This window comes from Bradyrhizobium sp. CCBAU 45384 (assembly GCF_028128665.1).
Taxonomy (GTDB): Bacteria; Pseudomonadota; Alphaproteobacteria; order Rhizobiales; family Xanthobacteraceae; genus Bradyrhizobium; species Bradyrhizobium manausense.
This window is the reverse complement of the sequence record NZ_LBIZ01000110.1, coordinates 135,014-151,926: the sequence shown is the minus strand read 5'-3', so window position 1 is coordinate 151,926 and position 16,913 is coordinate 135,014. Positions and strand designations below refer to the sequence as shown.

General features: G+C 64.7%; 16 protein-coding genes. 7 read left to right on the top strand and 9 right to left on the bottom strand.

Features of this window, described 5'->3' with window-relative positions; translation table 11 throughout:
• Window positions 1-141 precede the first annotated feature (141 nt).
• The 6 genes from XH80_RS21495 to XH80_RS21470 all read left to right on the top strand — a co-directional run bounded on the left by XH80_RS21495 (window position 142) and on the right by XH80_RS21470 (window position 6,027).
• Window positions 142-567, top strand: a complete 426-nt coding sequence (locus tag XH80_RS21495) for an Hsp20 family protein (protein WP_011083554.1) — start codon at window positions 142-144, stop codon at window positions 565-567.
• A gap of 50 nt (window positions 568-617) precedes the next feature.
• Window positions 618-890: a DUF1150 family protein gene (locus XH80_RS21490; RefSeq protein ID WP_057752251.1), complete on the top strand. Its 273-nt coding sequence runs from the start codon at window positions 618-620 to the stop codon at window positions 888-890.
• 122 nt (window positions 891-1,012) lie between these two features.
• On the top strand, window positions 1,013-1,282 hold the full coding sequence (locus XH80_RS44075) for a type II toxin-antitoxin system Phd/YefM family antitoxin (RefSeq protein ID WP_442869167.1): 270 nt from the start codon (window positions 1,013-1,015) through the stop codon (window positions 1,280-1,282).
• Between the two features lie 490 nt (window positions 1,283-1,772).
• Window positions 1,773-2,414, top strand: a complete 642-nt coding sequence (locus XH80_RS21480) for a TetR/AcrR family transcriptional regulator (RefSeq protein ID WP_271600290.1) — start codon at window positions 1,773-1,775, stop codon at window positions 2,412-2,414.
• Window positions 2,411-5,098 (top strand): molybdopterin-dependent oxidoreductase, encoded by a 2,688-nt coding sequence (locus XH80_RS21475; RefSeq protein WP_271600289.1) that lies wholly within the window; start codon window positions 2,411-2,413, stop codon window positions 5,096-5,098. The genes XH80_RS21480 and XH80_RS21475 overlap by 4 nt, the downstream gene beginning before the upstream one ends.
• Window positions 5,095-6,027, top strand: coding sequence for an FAD binding domain-containing protein (locus tag XH80_RS21470; protein ID WP_271600288.1), 933 nt, complete (start codon window positions 5,095-5,097; stop codon window positions 6,025-6,027). The genes XH80_RS21475 and XH80_RS21470 overlap by 4 nt, the downstream gene beginning before the upstream one ends.
• A gap of 264 nt (window positions 6,028-6,291) precedes the next feature.
• On the opposite strand, the gene XH80_RS21465 is transcribed toward XH80_RS21470, so the two are convergent.
• The 3 genes from XH80_RS21465 to XH80_RS21455 are packed head-to-tail and all read right to left on the bottom strand — an operon-like array spanning window position 6,292 to window position 9,857.
• Window positions 6,292-7,830: an AMP-binding protein gene (locus XH80_RS21465; protein WP_271600287.1), complete on the bottom strand. Its 1,539-nt coding sequence runs from the start codon at window positions 7,828-7,830 to the stop codon at window positions 6,292-6,294.
• Window positions 7,831-7,886: 56 nt separating this feature from the next.
• The gene (locus XH80_RS21460; RefSeq protein ID WP_271600286.1) at window positions 7,887-9,017 is read right to left on the bottom strand and encodes a DUF5938 domain-containing protein; all 1,131 of its coding nucleotides are present in this window, start codon (window positions 9,015-9,017) and stop codon (window positions 7,887-7,889) included.
• Window positions 9,018-9,053: 36 nt separating this feature from the next.
• Complete coding sequence (locus XH80_RS21455; protein ID WP_271600285.1) at window positions 9,054-9,857, bottom strand: SDR family NAD(P)-dependent oxidoreductase; 804 nt, start codon at window positions 9,855-9,857, stop codon at window positions 9,054-9,056.
• Window positions 9,858-10,145: 288 nt separating this feature from the next.
• Between XH80_RS21455 and XH80_RS21450 the strand changes: the two genes are divergently transcribed.
• Window positions 10,146-10,823, top strand: coding sequence for a TetR/AcrR family transcriptional regulator (locus XH80_RS21450; protein ID WP_271600284.1), 678 nt, complete (start codon window positions 10,146-10,148; stop codon window positions 10,821-10,823).
• A gap of 60 nt (window positions 10,824-10,883) precedes the next feature.
• On the opposite strand, the gene ptsN is transcribed toward XH80_RS21450, so the two are convergent.
• The 6 genes from ptsN to lptC all read right to left on the bottom strand — a co-directional run bounded on the left by ptsN (window position 10,884) and on the right by lptC (window position 16,846).
• Window positions 10,884-11,345 (bottom strand): PTS IIA-like nitrogen regulatory protein PtsN, encoded by a 462-nt coding sequence (gene ptsN, locus XH80_RS21445; RefSeq protein WP_027528272.1) that lies wholly within the window; start codon window positions 11,343-11,345, stop codon window positions 10,884-10,886.
• A 285-nt stretch (window positions 11,346-11,630) separates the two neighbouring features.
• Entirely contained in the window at window positions 11,631-12,230 is a 600-nt protein-coding gene (hpf, locus tag XH80_RS21440; RefSeq protein ID WP_057752227.1) for a ribosome hibernation-promoting factor, HPF/YfiA family, read from the bottom strand.
• A gap of 174 nt (window positions 12,231-12,404) precedes the next feature.
• Complete coding sequence (gene rpoN / locus XH80_RS21435; RefSeq protein ID WP_271600283.1) at window positions 12,405-14,057, bottom strand: RNA polymerase factor sigma-54; 1,653 nt, start codon at window positions 14,055-14,057, stop codon at window positions 12,405-12,407.
• A gap of 91 nt (window positions 14,058-14,148) precedes the next feature.
• Complete coding sequence (gene lptB, locus XH80_RS21430; protein WP_271600282.1) at window positions 14,149-15,150, bottom strand: LPS export ABC transporter ATP-binding protein; 1,002 nt, start codon at window positions 15,148-15,150, stop codon at window positions 14,149-14,151.
• A 233-nt stretch (window positions 15,151-15,383) separates the two neighbouring features.
• Window positions 15,384-16,115, bottom strand: coding sequence for an LptA/OstA family protein (locus tag XH80_RS21425; protein ID WP_271600281.1), 732 nt, complete (start codon window positions 16,113-16,115; stop codon window positions 15,384-15,386).
• 5 nt (window positions 16,116-16,120) lie between these two features.
• Window positions 16,121-16,846, bottom strand: a complete 726-nt coding sequence (gene lptC / locus XH80_RS21420) for an LPS export ABC transporter periplasmic protein LptC (RefSeq protein WP_271600280.1) — start codon at window positions 16,844-16,846, stop codon at window positions 16,121-16,123.
• Window positions 16,847-16,913 lie beyond the last annotated feature (67 nt).

The window sequence follows — 16,913 nt, the reverse complement described above, 5'->3', positions numbered from 1 at the left end:
CGCGGGCAGCGCAAGCAGTGAATCCACAGCCCCTGCTACGTGCTTGAACCCGCACGGGGATATGCCCATATTGCTGACCAAGGGGTGCCTTGATGGGGCCCCGAAACACCAAAGTCGCTTTCCGCGAGGACTTTGTAAACTATGTCTCGTGTTCCCACGCTTTCCAGTCCGTTCCTGCTGGGCTTCGACGAAATCGAGCGCGTGCTCGATCGCGTCGTCAAAGGCGCCGACGGCTATCCTCCCTACAATATCGAGAGGTGCGACCGATCGGACGGCCAGCCCGAGCGCTTGCGCATCACGCTGGCGGTCGCCGGCTTCACCCGCGACCAACTCGATGTAACCATTGAGGAAAACCAGCTCGTCATTCGCGGGCGGCAGCAGGACGACAAGACCCGGCAATACATCCATCGCGGCATCGCCGCGCGCCACTTCCAGCGCACCTTCGTGCTGGCGGAGGGGATGCTGGTGCTGGGTGCGGATCTGAAGAACGGGTTGTTGTCGATCGACCTGGCCCGGCCAGAACCGGAGAGGATCGTTAAGACAATCGCTATCAATGAGCACGAATAATGGAACGAGTAGCGGACTCGACCGCTTAGTTCTGTGAAGGAGTCGAGACCATGAGTGAAGGTCACGTTGCGTTCGAATACGAAGCCAGGAACGTCTCACCCGAGACGCTGGCAAACCTCGGCGAAGGCCACATCGCCTATGTGAAGCAGATCCGCTCCGAGGATGTGCCCGGCCTGTTCCCCGAAGCCCCGAAGATTGCGCCCGGCCTCAAGCTGTTCGCGCTCCACGCCGCCGACGGCACGCCGATCATGCTGACCGACAGCCGCGAAGCCGCGATCGCCAACGCCTGGAGCAATGAGCTGCAAGCGATGAGCGTGCACTAAGCGCGCGCGTCGCACGAAGAGAGTTTTGGCGGGCATGCCTTCGCGCGAAGGCATGCCCGTTTTGCTTTGACCGTCGAATTCGGATACTCTCAAATCTGGTCGATACGACCAGAAAGAAGCAGATGACTGCAAAGCGTCCCTCTTCGAAGAAGGGCTCCAAGTCCGGACGATGGAGCCTTCAGGATGCGAAGACTCACCTGAGCCAGATCCTCCGAGAAGCCCACCGCGTCGGACCGCAGCGCGTGACGCTGCACGGGAAAGATGCTGCGGTTATTGTCGCGGCAGAGGAATTCGACCGACTCCAGCGTCCCGTGAGCGGTCGCGACATCGTTACAGTCCTTGCCAAATCCCCGTTGGGTGACCTGGAATTTGAACGCCTGACGATCAAGTGAGCGTTCACTGAACGTAACGCGCGGCGCGGGAAGAGAGTTTTTGGCGGGGATGCCTTCGCAGGAAGGCGTGCCCGTTTTCATTTGAGAGGTGATGTTTTTCGCGCCGCTATCGCGAGCCAGCGGCAATTCGGCGATGTACCTGCCGCGTGCGGCAGGGCAATGGCATATCGATTGCACGAGGATTGCCTGCGGGTTTGCTCCGCCTCTCCCGCTTGCGGGAGAGGCCGACACGCCCGGGCGATGCGAAAGCATCGTCCCGCGCGTGGCGGGTGAGGGTTCTTTCCTCTTGGGGATTGTCTCATTGCGGAGACACCCTCTCCCCGACCCTCTCCCGCAAGCGGGAGAGGGGGGCCTAGTGCCGATGCCGCCACATCGTGCGACCATATGCGCTGTCCCTGTCCGCGTGCGGGGGCGGCCTCGGCCATGCGCGCACGACACCGTCATCAATCCGTGATTTGACAGTTCCTTCACATTTGTCAAATCTGACAAAATGCAGGCCAAGGCCCCTCCCCAGGATCGTATCCTCGACGCCGCCATGCGCGTGTTCCGGCGCCACGGCTTCCGCCGCTCCTCGATCGAGCAGGCGGCTGAGGAAGCCGGGCTGACGCGGCAGGCGCTCTATCATCACTTCGCCTCCAAGGAGGCGCTGTTTCACGCCGTGATCGAGCGGCTCTACGAGCAGGGGCTCGCCGCCGAAATCGCGGCAGCGAAGGCGGCGGAAGAATCGGGCCTCGCGCTTGCCGACATCCTGGTCGCGCAGATCGGCGCGCGGATGCAGTCGTTGCTCGCCTCGCTCAAGGACTCGCCCCATACCGAGGAGCTGTTTTCCGAGCACCTCGCGCAGGCGCGCGACCTCTACCAGAGCTATTCCAGCCGTTTCGCCGACGAGATCGCAACCACGATCGCGCGGGTGTGCCGCAAGCGAAAAATGACGCTCGAAAGCGGCGTCAGTGCCCGCGAGCTCGCGCGCTGCGTCGAGATGGCGATCCACGGTACCAAATCCGCCTTCCCTTCCATGCAGCCGTTCGAAGCGTTCCTGAAACAGCTCGAGACCATGCTGCGCATGCTGATCGCCGGCGCGACGGCGCCTGCCGCGAAGAAGTCCCCACGCAAAACGGGAGTTCGAAAATGACCGCCACGACCCTCAATGGAAGGCCTCTGGTGCTATCAGACGATCCGGACGCGCTCTTGATCGACGTGATCCGCGATGGCGGCCTCACCGGCACCAAGCTCGTCTGCGGCTCCGGCGTCTGCGGGGCCTGCACCGTGCTGCTCGACGGCGTGCCCGTCGTGAGCTGCCTGTTGCCGGCGCAGGCGGCCGGCGGCAAATCAGTGACGACCATCGAGGGCATAGGAGCCGCCGGATTGCATCCGGTACAGAAGGCGTTCATGGCGCACGACGCCCTGCAATGCGGCTTCTGCACACCGGGCTTTGTCGTCGAAGCCACCGCCTTCCATGACGGCTGGCGCGCGACCAAGGGCACGGCGACGCCATCGCGCGAGGAGATCGCCGCCGCGCTCGCGGGACATCTCTGCCGCTGCGGCGCCTATGAAGGCATTTTTCGCGCGGTGGCGGAGGCTTGTTCAGGCCGCTTCGACGGCAACGATCCCGTCGCACCGCGGTTGGAAGCCCGCGACAAGGTGACGGGACTGGCCCGCTATACCGTCGACATCCACCATGACGGCCAGCTCGAGGGCGTCATCCTGCGCGCGCACGTCGCGCATGCGAGGATCACCTCCCTTGACCTGGCGCCGGCACGCACTATTCCCGGTGTTGCCGCGGTCGTTCCGCTGCTCGACGATGACAAAATGGTCCGCTTCGTCGGCGCGCCGATTGCAGCCGTCGCGGCCAGGGATCGCCGCACCGCATTGCAGGCCATCGCCGCGATCAGCTTCAAGCCCGAGCCTTTCCCCGCGGTGATCGGGCTCGATGCAGCGCGACGCGACGATGCGCCAATCGTGTTCGACAAGAAGGACCGCAAGCGTGCCGGCAACGTGTCCGAGGGCGCCGGCGGCGCTCCGGTGTCGTGGAAGGGCAATGTGCGCGGACCTTCGGCGCCATTCTCGCAGAATGCCAAGCAGGCCAGGAGCTGGCTCGACGAGGCGCGGGCGCAACGCAATCCGCTGCTGGTCGAGGAAACCTTCCGCGTCTCGACGCAACAGCACGCCAGCCTCGAACCACATGCCGCCGTGGCCAGGTTCGATGGCGATGAGCTCACCGTGCACATCTCGACACAGGCCATTCACGAGAGCATGGAGAAGATCGCCAAGCGCTATGGCCTTCCGCACGACAAGGTGCGTGTGATCGCCGATCATGTCGGCGGCGGCTTCGGCTCCAAGGGCAGCCTTGGCCTCGAGACCATCGCCGCGATCGAGCTCGCGCGCGCCGCGAAGGCGCCGGTACGGGTCGCCTTCGATCGCGAAGAGGAGCTTTCCGTCGCCGGCTATCGTCCGGCCGCCGAATTGAAGCTGTCCTTGCTGCCTTCGACGGAAGGCCGCCTCAAGGCGCTGTCGCTCACCGCGCATGCCGATACCGGCGCCGCCGTGAACTCGCTGATCTCCGGCCTGGCGCGGCTGATCTATCCGGCCGAAGCGAAAGAACTCGTCGACTTCGACGTGCTGAGCAACTTGCCGCCCGGCGCGCCGTTCCGCGGCCCCGGCGGTCCGCCGATGTCGTTTGCGCTGGAGCAGGCGGTCGATGAAGCCGCGCTGCGGATGAAGATCGACCCGATCCAGCTGCGCAAGCGCTGGGACCCCGATCCCAATCGCCAGCGATTGTACGACTGGGCCGCCGGCCTCGACGTCTGGAAGAACCGCAAGCCGGCCGCCGCACAGACCGGGCGCTACCGGCGCGGCGTCGGCGTCGCCACCGGCTACTGGCTCTATCTTTGGCAGACCGGCTCCTCGGTCGAGCTCGCGGTCAAGGGCGGCCGCATCGTCGCAAGCTGCGCGGTCCAGGATATCGGCACGGGCACACGCAGCGTGATCGCGAACACTGTCGCCAAAGCGTTCGATCTCGAGCCACAGGACGTGGAGGTTCGCATCGGCCGCTCCAACCTGCCGCGAGGGCCGGGCTCCGGCGGCAGCCGCGTCACCGCCTCGGTGGTGCCACCGACCCTGCTCGCCATCGACAAGCTGAAGGCGGAAATCAAGCGCACCGCGTCCCGCACGCCCGCTCCGGGCTCGAACGCGCCGTGGCGCGAGATGATCGCGGCTTCCCCTGATATCGCCGTGTCGGCAAGACGCCAGGAGGACGGCAAGCCGCCGCCCGGCGTGCGGCCCGCGCTGCACGAGGCGGGCATCATGGGCCGGGTGTTCGGTTGGGTGCTGCGCCTGATGAACCACATGGTGGTCGGCGCCGGCGTACCGAGCTCGGTGCAGGTGATGGAAGTCGAGGTCGATACCTGGCTCGGCCATGTGCGCGTGCTCAACGCCTATACCGGCCTTTCGATCGGCAAGCTCGCCGCGCCGATGCTGGCGCGAAGCCAGGCCGCCGGCGCGGTGATCCAGGGCATCGGCTACGCACTCTATGAGGCGCGGGAGACCGATCCCAGGAGCGGCCACATCCTGAGCGGCAGCATGGAGGATTACCGCATTCCGGGGATTGCCGACATGCCGAAACTGGAGGTGCATTTCGACGAGGCCGGTTTCGAGCATGTGCCCGGTGGCAGCGTCGGCATCGGCGAAGTCGCCACCGTGCCGACCTCGCCCGCGATCGCCAACGCCATCCGCGATGCGATCGGCGTGAGACTGACCGAAATTCCGTTCCGGCCCGATCGCCTGGTGGCCGCGCTGAAGGGGAGGGATGCAGCATGAGTGTCGCCGTCATGACCGCCAAGCCGACTGCCAAGCCCACGCCTGAATTCCGCGCCGGAGGCACCGATTTCAGCGAACGCCGCCGCAGCGGCGTGTCGCAGGGATTGGTGGTCGATATCTCGGCCAGCGGCGACAAGGCGATCACCTGGGACGCCAACGGAGCAGCCCAGATCGGCGCGCTGACCACCGTCGCCACGATCGCGACGGACGCGCGCATCGCCGCTGCCTATCCCGGCATCGCGGCGAGCGCGCAAGGCCTCGCCACGCCACAGGTGCGCCAGGTCGCAACGCTTGGCGGCAATCTCGCGCAGCGATCGCGCTGCTGGTACTTCCGCCGGGCCGACATCGATTGCCTGAAGAAAGGCGGCACCACCTGCCCTGCCCGGTCTGGCAATCATCTCTATGGCGTTGCCTTCGATCTCGGCCCGTGCGTCGCGCCGCATCCCTCCACCATGGCCGCGGCCCTGCTCGCCTATGATGCGACCATCGCCACGGACCGGCGCAGCGGACTCTCGATCGCGGATCTGCTCGGCGATGGCTCGGTCGCGCACGCCGATCACATGCTCGCAGCAGGCGAGATGATCAGGAGCATTGCGTTTCCGGCTCCGCTTGGGGGTGAGCGCGCGTCCTACAAGCGCGCGATCAGCCGGACCTATGCGGAATGGCCGCTGGTGGAGCTCTGCGCCCGCGTCGTGATCGCCGACGGCAAGTTCCAGCTCGTGCGTCTCGCTGCCGGCGGCGTCGCGCCCGTGCCGCTTCGCCTCACCGCCGCGGAAGTCGCGCTTCATGGCCAGATTGCCGATGCGGCATCGATCGCAGCGGCGGCGAAAGCGGCGACCTCGGGAGCCAAGCCACTACCGATGACGGCCTACAAGCTCGATCTGCTGCAAGGGCTGATGCGCGACGTACTGGAGCGGCTTTCGGATTAGCCGGCTGGGCACGCTTGCCTCTCCCGCTTGCCTTGCGGGAGAGCATAGGCCGCCTTCGGCGGCCGTTCTTCAAGGACGCCGAGGCTTAGCCTCGGCTATTGCACGCTCGCAGAGTGTGGCGGGTGAGGGTTCTTTCCTCTTCGGGACTGTCCCGTTGCGGAGATACCCTCTCCCCAGCCCTCTCCCGCAAGCGGGAGAGGGAGCGCAGTGCCGATGCCGCCACATCGTGCGGCCGAACTCGCTTCAACTTGCACCCATCGCGCTTTAGCCGGCTGAGAGACCTGCCAGCCGTGCGCGAATATCCGGCTTCAGCACCTTGCCGACCTTGGAGCGCGGCAGATCGTCCCAGACCTCGATCTGCTTCGGTGTCTTGACGCTGCCGATGCGCTGCTTGACGAAGGCTGCCAGCGCCGTCGCATCGATGCTCTGGCCGGCGCGGGGCTGCACCACGGCGACGATGCGCTCACCCCATTTCTGGTCCGGAAGGCCGATCACGGCACAATCCTGCACCGCCTCATGCGCCCGCAGCGCGTTCTCGACCTCGATCGAATAGACATTGAACCCGCCTGTTATGATCATGTCCTTGGCGCGGTCGACGATATAGAGGTAGCCGTCGTCGTCGAGGTAGCCGATGTCGCCGGTGTGGTGCCAGCCATGCGCGGACGCCTCCGCCGTGGCGTCGGGATTTTTGTAATAGCCTTGCATCACCAGCGAACCGCGAACCACAATCTCGCCACGCGCGCCTGATGGCAGCAGATTGCCGTCACCGTCCATGATGCCGGCCTGCACCAGCGGACTGATCCGCCCGGCCGAAGCGAGCCGCTCCATCGCGATGGTGCCGTCGGCATTGTAATGCTCATCCGGTGCCATCATCGAGATCATCATCGGCGCTTCGGTCTGACCGAACAGCTGCGCCATCGGCCCGATGCGCCGGAGCGCCTCCGCAAGCCGCGTGGCCGAGATTGGCGCCGCGCCGTACCAGAAACATTGCAACGATTCGAGCTTGGCGGAGTCCAGCCTCGGATGATCGAGCAGCATGTAGATCACGGTCGGCGGCAGGAAGGCGTGCGTAACATGGTAGCGCTCGATCAAATCGAGGAATTCGGCGATGTCGGGGTGATGCATGATCACGATGCGGCCACCGAGCGCCATGATTGGAAAGCACAGCACGCCGGCCGCGTGGGTCAGCGGGGCGAGCGCGAGATAGACCGGACGGCCCTTGAACGGATAACCCATCAGCGTCAGCGCCGTCATGGTCTCGATGTTGCGGCCCGACAGCATGACGCCCTTCGGCTTGCCGGTGGTGCCGCCGGTGCCGGGAATCATCGCGAGATCGTCGACCGTCGCGCGCTGGTAGGGATCGTTGGGGAAGCCGGCGAGCCAGCTGTCGAACGAGGGCGCGAAGGGCAATTCGGCATCGAGACAGACGAGCTTGCGCAGCTTCGGCAGCTCTGCACGCACTGCCGCCACCATCGGCGCAAAGCTTGAATGAAACAGCAGCAGGCTGCAGTCGAATTGGTCGAGGATAACACGGTTTTCGGCCGCCTCGTTGCGCGGATTGATCGGACACCAGACCGCGCCGGCGCGGGAAATGCCAAACACGCAGGCAAACGCGACCGGATCGTTGCCGGAGAGGATCGCAACCTTCTCGCCGGGCGCGATGCCCGACCGGTCGAGCCCGCGCGCGACGCGATAGCTGAGCTGCTGCACCTCGCGATAGCTGAGATCTCGCCCGTCCATGGTCAGGCACGGCACATCGGCGCCGAGTGAGGCGCCTTTGTCGAGATAGTCGATGAAGCGCATGGTCGCCCCCGAAGTGGCAGCGGGTGACGCGGCAAGCCGCGCCACCCGCGATTGAGCTAATCGTGCACCGTCAGAACAGGCTTGCTGACCAGACCAAAACTGCGCAATTGCCCGAGCAGCTCGTGATGGCCGAAGGCCTGGCAGCCGGAGGCGAAGCCCACGCGCTTGGGCGGCTGTTGCAGCAGGTGCGCCGCGGCGTAGGCCTGCAGCATGCCGGTCTGCTTGTAGTTGCTGTTGCCATTGATGACGCAGTGCGCGCGCCCCAGCGGGCCGGAGGCATGCACCGAATCCAGCGACTTGTTGACGCGCGGGTTCTCGCGCGGCGGCATTTTGTTCATCACGCCGGCGGCGGTCTGCGCCAACGCGGCGTAGCGGTCGTCGGGGTTCATGTCCTTGGTCGCCTCCAGCGCGGCGGCGACGATCTGCGGCACGCCCAGCATCAGTGCGCGGTTGAACACGCCGCCCAGCACCTTCACATTGGCCACGCGCGGATCGCGCTTGAACCACACGGGGTGCGAGGTGCCGCCCCAGGGCAGCGCCAGCGCCAACTCATGCTGGCCGGGGATGGCGAGGTTGGTGAGGCCGGCGTCGGGCTGGTGCTCGACATATTTGTTCTGCTCCAGGTAGTAGGCCTTGGCCATCGCGGCATTGACCAGGATGGTCTGGGTCGAGGCGATGGTCGGGCTGCCGCCCCAGAACACGGCGATATCAAGGGTGTCGAGGCCGGGCGTCTCCAGGCACAGCTGGGCTGCGATCTCGCCGGTGGTGTACATCTGTGCAATGCCAGGCGCGAGCAGCAGGCCGGCATTGGCGAACTTGGTGCCCCACTCCTGCTCGAGCATGATCAGCCAGTCCTGCTCACCCGTGGTGTCGGTGTAGTGGCATCGGGAAGCCCAACACGCCTGCACCACCTCGTTGCCGAACCTGGCGAAGGGACCCACGGTGTTGAGCACCACGGAGGCGCCGTTGAACAACTCCGTCAGTGCGCTCACGGTGTGCGGCACTTCGACCACCTCATAGTCGGCGGTCTCGATGCCGGCCACGTTCGCCTTCATCGCGGCGTTGAGCTTCTCGGCGCTGCGCCCCGCAGCGACGAAGGGGATGTTGTATTCGCGTAAGTATTCGCAGACCAGCCGGCCGGTGTAGCCGGACGCGCCATAGACGATGACGGGCTTCTTCGCGCTCATAGCCTTCCTCCGAAATGCTTGATGTCAGGTTCTTTGTTACATGCCCATGCCGCCATCGACCGGCAGTCCGATGCCGGTGATGAAACGGGCCTCGTTCGAGCACAGGAACACCGCGGCATTGGCGATGTCGCCGACTTCCGCGAGCTTGCCGAGGGGCGTCTGCTCCACCACCGAGCCGACCGCGGCGTTGACGTCGGGCGCGAGGCCGATCTTCACGATGTCGCTGGCCAGCTGCATGCCCATGTCGGTGGGGATCAAGCCGGGATAGATGCAGTTGACGCGCACGCCGAAACCGAGCTTGCCGGCTTCCATCGCGCCAACCCGTGTCATGCGATCGACCGCGGACTTCGTGCCGGAATAGACCGCGATGCTCGGGAAGGCGATCGTCGCCGCGACGGAGGCGATGTTGACGACCGCGCCGCCCTTGCCGGCCGGTCCGCCCGGCCGCATCGCGCGGAAGGCGTGCTTCATGCCGAGCACGGTGCCGACGATGTTGACGTCACACATCCGCCGCGCGTCCTCGGCCCTGACCTCCGAGATCAGGGACGTGATCTCGATGCCGGCATTGTTGATGAGAATGTCGTAGCCGCCGAGGGTGGCGATCGTCGCAGCAGTCGCTTTCTCCCACTGCGCATCGTCGCTGACATCGAGATGCACGAAGCCGGTCTTCACGCCGAGCCTGGCGATCTGGCCGGCGCTGTCCTTGCCGACGTCATCGAGGATGTCGCCGATCATGACCGCCGCACCGGATCGCGCCAGTGCCTCTGCAATAGCGGCTCCTATCCCGCGCGCTCCGCCGGTGACCAGGGCTTTGCGGCCATCAAGGCTCTTCTCACTCATCGCACGTCCTCCCTTTGCTTGGACTGATCTTTGGACTGATCTTTGGACTGATCTGCTGGACTGATCTGTTCGCTGCTGATCGGTGCGTGCTGCTATCGGCAGCACGGTGCCGGCGCGGTGCGCAACGGCATGCGAGTCCGTTCCGGCGGCGCGGCGCCGGTGGATGCGTTTCCTCCATGTGCTGGCGTCTTGACGACTGTCCAAATTCTTGGCGCGCACCCTCCTCCCGGAACTTGACACTTGTCAAGGTAAAAATTTGACAGTTGTCAAAGAGGATGGTCTGTAGGGATGACGGATCGTGGTGAGGAAGAGACCGGAGACAGCGCGACAATGGCGCGGCAAGCGACAGGAGCGGCGAAGCGTGAGGCCGTAGCGGAGGTCGTGCGGGACGACAAGTTCAACGCGCGGCGGATCGAGCTGGCGGAGGCCGCACTCGAAACCCTGGGCGAGCTCGGCTTCGCCCGCACCAGCCTGCGCGAGATCGCGCAGAACTCGGCCTTCACGCACGGCGTGTTCCACTATTATTTCAGCGACAAGCTCGACCTGATCTGCTGCTGCGTGCGCCACTACAAGGCGAAGTGCGTGACGCGCTATGACGAGGTCGTCGCGACGGCGACAAGCCGCGATGAATTGACGGAGGGGTTCCTCGCCAAGCTCGCAGCAACGCTGCAGAACGAAGCCCGGATGCACCGGCTCTGGTACGATTTGCGCTCGCAGGCGATGTTCGAGGCGGCGTTTCGCAAGGACGTGCTCGAGATCGACAAGAGTCTGGAGGCGATGATCTGGCGAATCGCCTCGCGCTATGCCGAGCTCGGCAACAAGCGGCCGGCATCGTCACCAGCCGCGCTCTATGCGCTGTTCGACGGTCTGTTCCAGGGTGCGCTGCTCAAGCACCTCGCGGGTGACAAGGCGGCGATTGCCGAGCTGCTCGACGAAGTCCGGCGCCTGCTGCCGACGGTGTGCTGAGGCGTTTGCGCCTCGTGGCGAGAGAGCAGACACACTCTCTCAGTCGGCAATGGTGAAAGATTACGCCGCGCTCGCCGGCGGCAGGGCCAGCACCGAATAGATCGCCTGGGCGTCGCGCGAGGCGCGGAGCTTCTTGGCGATGTCCTGGTCGCGGAGCAGGCGGGCAATGCGGGCGAGCGCCTTGAGGTGATCGGCGCCGGCGCCTTCGGGCGCGAGCAGCAGGAAGACGAGATCGACCGGCTGGCCGTCCATCGCCTCGAAATCGATCGGGCGATCGAGCCGGGCGAACAGGCCAAAGATCTTCTCGAGCTTGGGCAGCTTGCCGTGCGGAATGGCGACGCCATAGCCCACCGCGGTGGTGCCGAGCTTCTCGCGCTGGAGCAGCACCTCGAACACCGAGCGCTCGTTTTGTCCGGTCAGCTCGGCTGCCTTGGCCGCGAGCTCCTGGAGCGCCTGCTTCTTGCTGTTGACCTTCAATGCCGGGAGAATCGCCTCGGGTGCGACCAGATCGGTAATCGGCATGGAAGTGTTCCGAGGTGAATTAAACCGTCAGGTTCCGAATTGGCCGTCTCGCTAGAAGCGAGCCCGACCGGCGTCAAGAAGGTCAAGCAGAAGGGGGACTTAGCCCCAGTCTTGATGTGGGGCGCTTCTACTCCAACGCAATCCCGGTGCCAACTGCTGCGTGCGGCTTTGTCCCGGTCATTGTTAAGACCTGTGGTTGATACGGGGGGTGCCCTTTCGGGAGCGGATTCTTGTTTTGACGCGTTTTCTTACCGCGAACCGGCTTCCACTTCGCTCGAAAACGCTTTAGCCGCCGGATTTGGCACCCGGCGGGTCGATCCAGCCGACATTGCCGTCGGCCCGGCGGTAGATGATGTTCACCCGGCCCGAGGAGCCATGCTGGAATACCAGGCAGGGCGCCCCGCTGAGGTCGAGTTCCATGACGGCTTCGCTGACCGACATCTGCTTCAGCGAGGTCGTGGCCTCGGCGATGATCACCGGGCTGTAGCCGGTGACTTCCTCATCATCGTCCCCCTCGCCGGGGGCCTCGAGCACATAGGCGGTGGCGTCGAGCGCGGCCAGCGCCGCGGAGGCGACATGGGCCTTGCGGGCTGAACGGTCCTTGAGCCGGCTCTTGTAGCGCTTGAGGCGCTTCTCGATCATGATCAGGGCCTGGTCGGCACTGGCATAGGCGTCCGGCGCGTTCGAATCCGCTTCCAGCGTAATTCCCGAATCGAGATGCAGCGCGCAGTCGGTGCGGAAGCCGAAGCCATCCTTGCTGAGCGTGATGTGGCCGGAATAATTGCCGTCGAAATATTTACGCAGGACCTCTTCAGTCCGGTCAGTGACGCGGCCGCGAAGGGCCTCACCGACACTAACGCTCTTGCCCGAAATCCGAAGAGTCATGTGATGCCTCGCTTGGTTCAATTGGCTAAGGTGCGATGACGCGTCATCGCATCTTAGGTCATTTCCCTGCGCATGATCTTGTCGGAAAACCGCCGGACACCTTTCCGGATCATGCGCCTGCTTGGATCGGTCGCGAATGGGGGAAGAGAGTAGCGCGATTTCGCGCCAGCGCAATCAGGCCGGTTCGGTGTTGCGGGAGCGATCGGACATTGCGGTGGAAAGGACGTTACCAAGAGCGCTCTGCTTGTCGCGGCGGCGTTGCACCGAGGACGGAATGCGCATGGCTTCGCGGTACTTCGCGACCGTGCGGCGGGCAATATCAATGCCCGAGGCGCGCAAGCGTTCCACGATGGTATCATCCGACAGGATCGCCGTCGGCGCTTCCGAATCGATCAGCTGCTTGATGTGGTGACGCACCGCTTCGGCCGAATGCGCCTCACCGCCGTCGGCCGAGGCGATCGAGGCCGTGAAGAAATATTTCAACTCGAATGTGCCGCGATTTGTCGCCATGTATTTGTTGGCGGTGACGCGCGACACCGTGGATTCGTGCATCTGGATGGCGTCGGCAACGGCCTTCAGATTCAGCGGCCGCAGATGCGCGACACCATGGGTGAAGAAGCCGTCCTGCTGGCGCACGATCTCGGTGGCGACTTTCAGGATGGTGCGGGCGCGCTGGTCGAGCGCGCGCACCAGCCAGGTCGCATTCTGCAGCGCATCCGTGAAATACGACTTGTCGCCGTCCTTGCCGATCTTCTTCGACAGCTCGGAGTAATAGGTCTGGTTGACCAGCACGCGCGGCAGAGTGTCGCTGTTGAGCTCGACATGCCAGCCGCCATCAGGACCCGGCCGGACATAGACATCAGGCACCATGGTCTGGAGCCGCGCCGAGCCGAACTTCATGCCGGGCTTGGGATTGAGCCGCCTGATCTCGCCGATCATGTCGGCGATGTCCTCGTCGTCGACGCCGCAGAGCTTGCGTAAGGATGCGATGTCGCGCTTGGCGAGGAGATCGAGATGCTCGACGAGGGCCTGCATCGCCGGATCGTAGCGGTCGAGCTCGCGGAGCTGGATCGCGAGGCACTCGCTCAAGGACCGCGCACAGACGCCGGGCGGATCGAATTTTTGCAGCACGGCAAGAACGTCCTCGACGTCCTCTTGCGTTGCGCCGAGCCGCTCGGCCGCACCGCCAAGATCGGGCGGCAGATAACCGGCTTCGTCGACGAGGTCGATCAGGTATTGGCCGATCATGCGCTGCGCCGCGCCGGTGAAGGCGACCGAGAGCTGCTCGGCGAGATGGTCCGACAGCGTTGTCTCGGCCGCGACAAAAGCTTCGAGATTGTAGTCTTCGTCACCCGAGGCGCCGCCGCCCCATTCGGTGTAGGTGGTCGGCGCGGCGTCCTGGGCGTTGCGCGCGGCCGCCTCGGCCGGCTCCTCGGAGAAGACGTTGTCCAGGCCCGTGTCGAGGGTCTGCTCGATCTCGGCGCGGGAGCCGAGATCCTTGCTCATCCATTCTTCCTGGCCCGGCTCGAAGGCCTCGCCGCTGCCGCCAAAGCCATCGTCGGCGCCAAGACCCTCACCAGGACCGTCCCCGTGGCTGCCCGAATCGTCGTCACCATGGCTGTCGCTGAACTGGGCGGTCTCGGCCGGTGCTTCGCCGCCGCCCTCGTCATTGGCCCGTTCCAGCAGAGGGTTACGCTCGAGTTCCTCCTCCACGAAGGTGGTGAGATCGAGATTGGACAATTGCAGCAGCTTGATCGCCTGCATCAGCTGCGGCGTCATGACCAGCGATTGCGATTGCCGGAACTCTAATCTCTGCGTAAGCGCCATGAAGCAAGAACCGTTCCCAAAAAATTGGTCCGATTTTTGCTTATCCTAGTCCGAGCCCGATGTACACGTCTTGACGAAACGCAAAAACGGGCTAGAGGCGGAATTCCTCGCCAAGGTAAAGGCGGCGGACATCGGGATCCGCGACGATCTCGTCCGGGCTCCCCTCTGTCAAGATCTCACCGGCATAGACGATATAGGCGCGATCGGTCAGGCCGAGCGTCTCGCGCACATTGTGGTCGGTGATCAGGACGCCGATGCCGCGATTGGTGAGGTGGCGGACGAGGTCCTGAATGTCGCCGACCGCAATCGGATCGATGCCCGCGAAGGGCTCGTCGAGCAGCATGTAGTTGGGACGCGTTGCCAGCGCGCGCGCGATCTCGACGCGGCGGCGCTCACCGCCCGACAGCGCGATCGAAGGCGATTTCCGCAGGCGCGTGATGTTGAATTCGTCGAGCAGCGAGTCGAGCTGCTGCTCGCGCTTCTTGCGCGAAGGCTCGACCACTTCGAGCACGGCGCGGATGTTCTGCTCGACGGTGAGGCCGCGGAAGATCGAGGCTTCCTGCGGCAGATAGCCGATGCCGAGCCGCGCGCGCTGATACATCGGCAGCTGGGTGACATCGTGGCCGTCGAGCTCGATCGCGCCGCGATCGGCCTTGATCAGGCCTGTTATCATGTAGAACACGGTGGTCTTGCCGGCGCCGTTCGGACCGAGCAAACCGACCGCTTCGCCGCGGCGCACATAGATGCTGACGCCGCGCACGACCTGGCGGCTGCCGAAACTCTTTTCCACGCTATGCACAGCCAGGAAGCCCGGCCGCCGCAACAGCTGCGGCGCGCCTGCGCCATTCGCCCTGGAACTGGATCTGGCCTGGGGAGGCGGCGGCGCCGCCGGTCGTGGCCGCGGCGGAGCCTCGACCCCATAGGGATCCGCGGCCTGCATCGGCTGGTCACGGGCGATCGGCGGCGCATCCCTGACAGGGCTCGGTATGAGCCCGCCGACACTGTCACCGAGCGCGGTGATGTCCTGACGGGCAAATCCTGGCCGGCCGCGCTTGGCGGGGCGCCGTCGGAACATGCTGAAAAGATCGACCATCCCCGCCTTCTAGCCTTTCACGACAATCTTGCACGACGATCGTGCGTGATCTCGCGATCTGCTGCGCCGGCCCCAGCGATTCGCCAGCGCAGCATGAGTGAAGGGATGTCTCATGCCCAGTGAAACACGCCCGAAAAGCGGCGAACCCCGCTTCGAAAGCCCTGCGCGCTAGATACAATCTTGTCGGGCCGGCTTCAACCTGGCGACCCCGAATTATTATATAACCTATTGATTTACTTTGGCTTACTCGGAATGAGCGACGGTATCGCCGGGCCGGAGCCAGGCGTTGCGGGCGTCCCGCATTTGCCATTGCCGCCGCCCTGGGACTGGATGAACAGGCCCTGCACCTTGCCGCTGTCGGATTCCACCCGGGAGACGCCGGTGGTCATGTCGACCATCAGACGGTCGCCGCGCAGCACGTTCTGGCACTGGGTCAGCACCACCTGCCCCGCAGACCCGCCCAGCATGGTGATGAGGTTGGTCTTGGTGTCGAACACGGCGGTCTCGCCTGTCACCACCTGATCCTTCTGGGTGACGACGACATTGCCGCGCGCTTCCAGCCGCTTGATCGAGGAGGCGCCACCCGGCCCCGGTGTCGACGCCTGCATCGGCGGCGCCGCCTTCGCGCCCTTGGCAGGCGCTGCCTGCGGGGCGGGCTGCTTGTCACTGTTCGATTCGTAGAACACCACCAGCGTCTTCGAGGTCATGGTGGTGTCGCCCTGCACGACCTTCACATTGCTCTTCGCGTCGCCGGAGAAGGTTGCCTCCTTCTTCTTGTCGCGCATCTCGAGCGAGGCGGCCTCGATCTGGATCGGCTGATCGCGGTTCTGCGAAAAGCCCTGCATCGCGTTCGGCACGCCTTGCATCGTGCTCTGCGCGACCGCTGCGCCAGTCGCGATGATCAGCGCAGCCGCTGCGATGATGGCGCGGCGCTTGACGTCATTGCGCGGGAAAACATGAGCCATGAAAATCACTTTGAATTCGAATTCGCAGACTTGTTCTTCTTCGCCGGCGGCGGCGCGGGCTGCGCAACCGGCGCGGGAGCTGCATCATCCGTGCTGATCTTGTCCAGATGCATCACCACATTGCCTTCGAAACGGATGACATCGCCGCCCTCGGTGATGCGCAGTTTGTCGGCGGTCAGCGTGCCGTTGGTCAATTTGACGTCGACATGTTCGTCCGAGGAGACCGTGCCCTTGTTCATGTCGACGAAGGCCGAATTCAGCCGCGCCTCGTAGCCGGTCGAGGTGCGCACGAAGACGTCCTTGTGCAAATCGAGCTGCTGCTGCTTGTTGTCGAAGCGGCCGGTGCGGGCATCGAGGAACACGGTCGACTGGTCCTCCATCAACACTTTCGCGCGCAGGTCGTTGAGGTCGACATGATCGGGGTCGGTGATGTCCTGCGTCGCCGTCTTGGCCCACAGCTCGTAGGGCCGCTGGTCCGGCGTGAAGCCTGAGAGGTGCGGCGATTCCATCGTGATCTTGGTGCCCGTGACCACGAGGTTTCCAGAATCGAGCTTGATGGGGATCTGGAAGGGATTGAGCAAGGTCGAGACCAGGACAATTGCAGCCAGGGACGCAGCCACCGTCACCGGGACTGCGATGCGCAGAATCCGCACCAGACGGCTGTGGCGCGCCGCACTGGCAAACTTCGCCGCAAGCGCAGCGTCGTAGGTGGGAAACTGGGCCGAATTCACCGCTGCTCCGGGTGTCGCTCGCCTTGTCCGGTTCAAGGCCGCGCCATTGTACCCGCGACCGCTGGAA

What these genes read in the sequence shown, in the direction of transcription:
- XH80_RS21495 (WP_011083554.1), top strand. Translation starts at nt 142, where the DNA reads ATGTCTCGTGTTCCCACGCTTTCCAGTCCGTTCCTGCTGGGCTTCGAC.
- XH80_RS21490 (WP_057752251.1), top strand. Translation starts at nt 618, where the DNA reads ATGAGTGAAGGTCACGTTGCGTTCGAATACGAAGCCAGGAACGTCTCA.
- XH80_RS44075 (WP_442869167.1), top strand. Translation starts at nt 1,013, where the DNA reads ATGACTGCAAAGCGTCCCTCTTCGAAGAAGGGCTCCAAGTCCGGACGA.
- XH80_RS21480 (WP_271600290.1), top strand. Translation starts at nt 1,773, where the DNA reads ATGCAGGCCAAGGCCCCTCCCCAGGATCGTATCCTCGACGCCGCCATG.
- XH80_RS21475 (WP_271600289.1), top strand. Translation starts at nt 2,411, where the DNA reads ATGACCGCCACGACCCTCAATGGAAGGCCTCTGGTGCTATCAGACGAT.
- XH80_RS21470 (WP_271600288.1), top strand. Translation starts at nt 5,095, where the DNA reads ATGAGTGTCGCCGTCATGACCGCCAAGCCGACTGCCAAGCCCACGCCT.
- XH80_RS21465 (WP_271600287.1), bottom strand. Translation starts at nt 7,830, where the DNA reads ATGCGCTTCATCGACTATCTCGACAAAGGCGCCTCACTCGGCGCCGAT.
- XH80_RS21460 (WP_271600286.1), bottom strand. Translation starts at nt 9,017, where the DNA reads ATGAGCGCGAAGAAGCCCGTCATCGTCTATGGCGCGTCCGGCTACACC.
- XH80_RS21455 (WP_271600285.1), bottom strand. Translation starts at nt 9,857, where the DNA reads ATGAGTGAGAAGAGCCTTGATGGCCGCAAAGCCCTGGTCACCGGCGGA.
- XH80_RS21450 (WP_271600284.1), top strand. Translation starts at nt 10,146, where the DNA reads ATGACGGATCGTGGTGAGGAAGAGACCGGAGACAGCGCGACAATGGCG.
- ptsN (WP_027528272.1), bottom strand. Translation starts at nt 11,345, where the DNA reads ATGCCGATTACCGATCTGGTCGCACCCGAGGCGATTCTCCCGGCATTG.
- hpf (WP_057752227.1), bottom strand. Translation starts at nt 12,230, where the DNA reads ATGACTCTTCGGATTTCGGGCAAGAGCGTTAGTGTCGGTGAGGCCCTT.
- rpoN (WP_271600283.1), bottom strand. Translation starts at nt 14,057, where the DNA reads ATGGCGCTTACGCAGAGATTAGAGTTCCGGCAATCGCAATCGCTGGTC.
- lptB (WP_271600282.1), bottom strand. Translation starts at nt 15,150, where the DNA reads ATGGTCGATCTTTTCAGCATGTTCCGACGGCGCCCCGCCAAGCGCGGC.
- XH80_RS21425 (WP_271600281.1), bottom strand. Translation starts at nt 16,115, where the DNA reads ATGGCTCATGTTTTCCCGCGCAATGACGTCAAGCGCCGCGCCATCATC.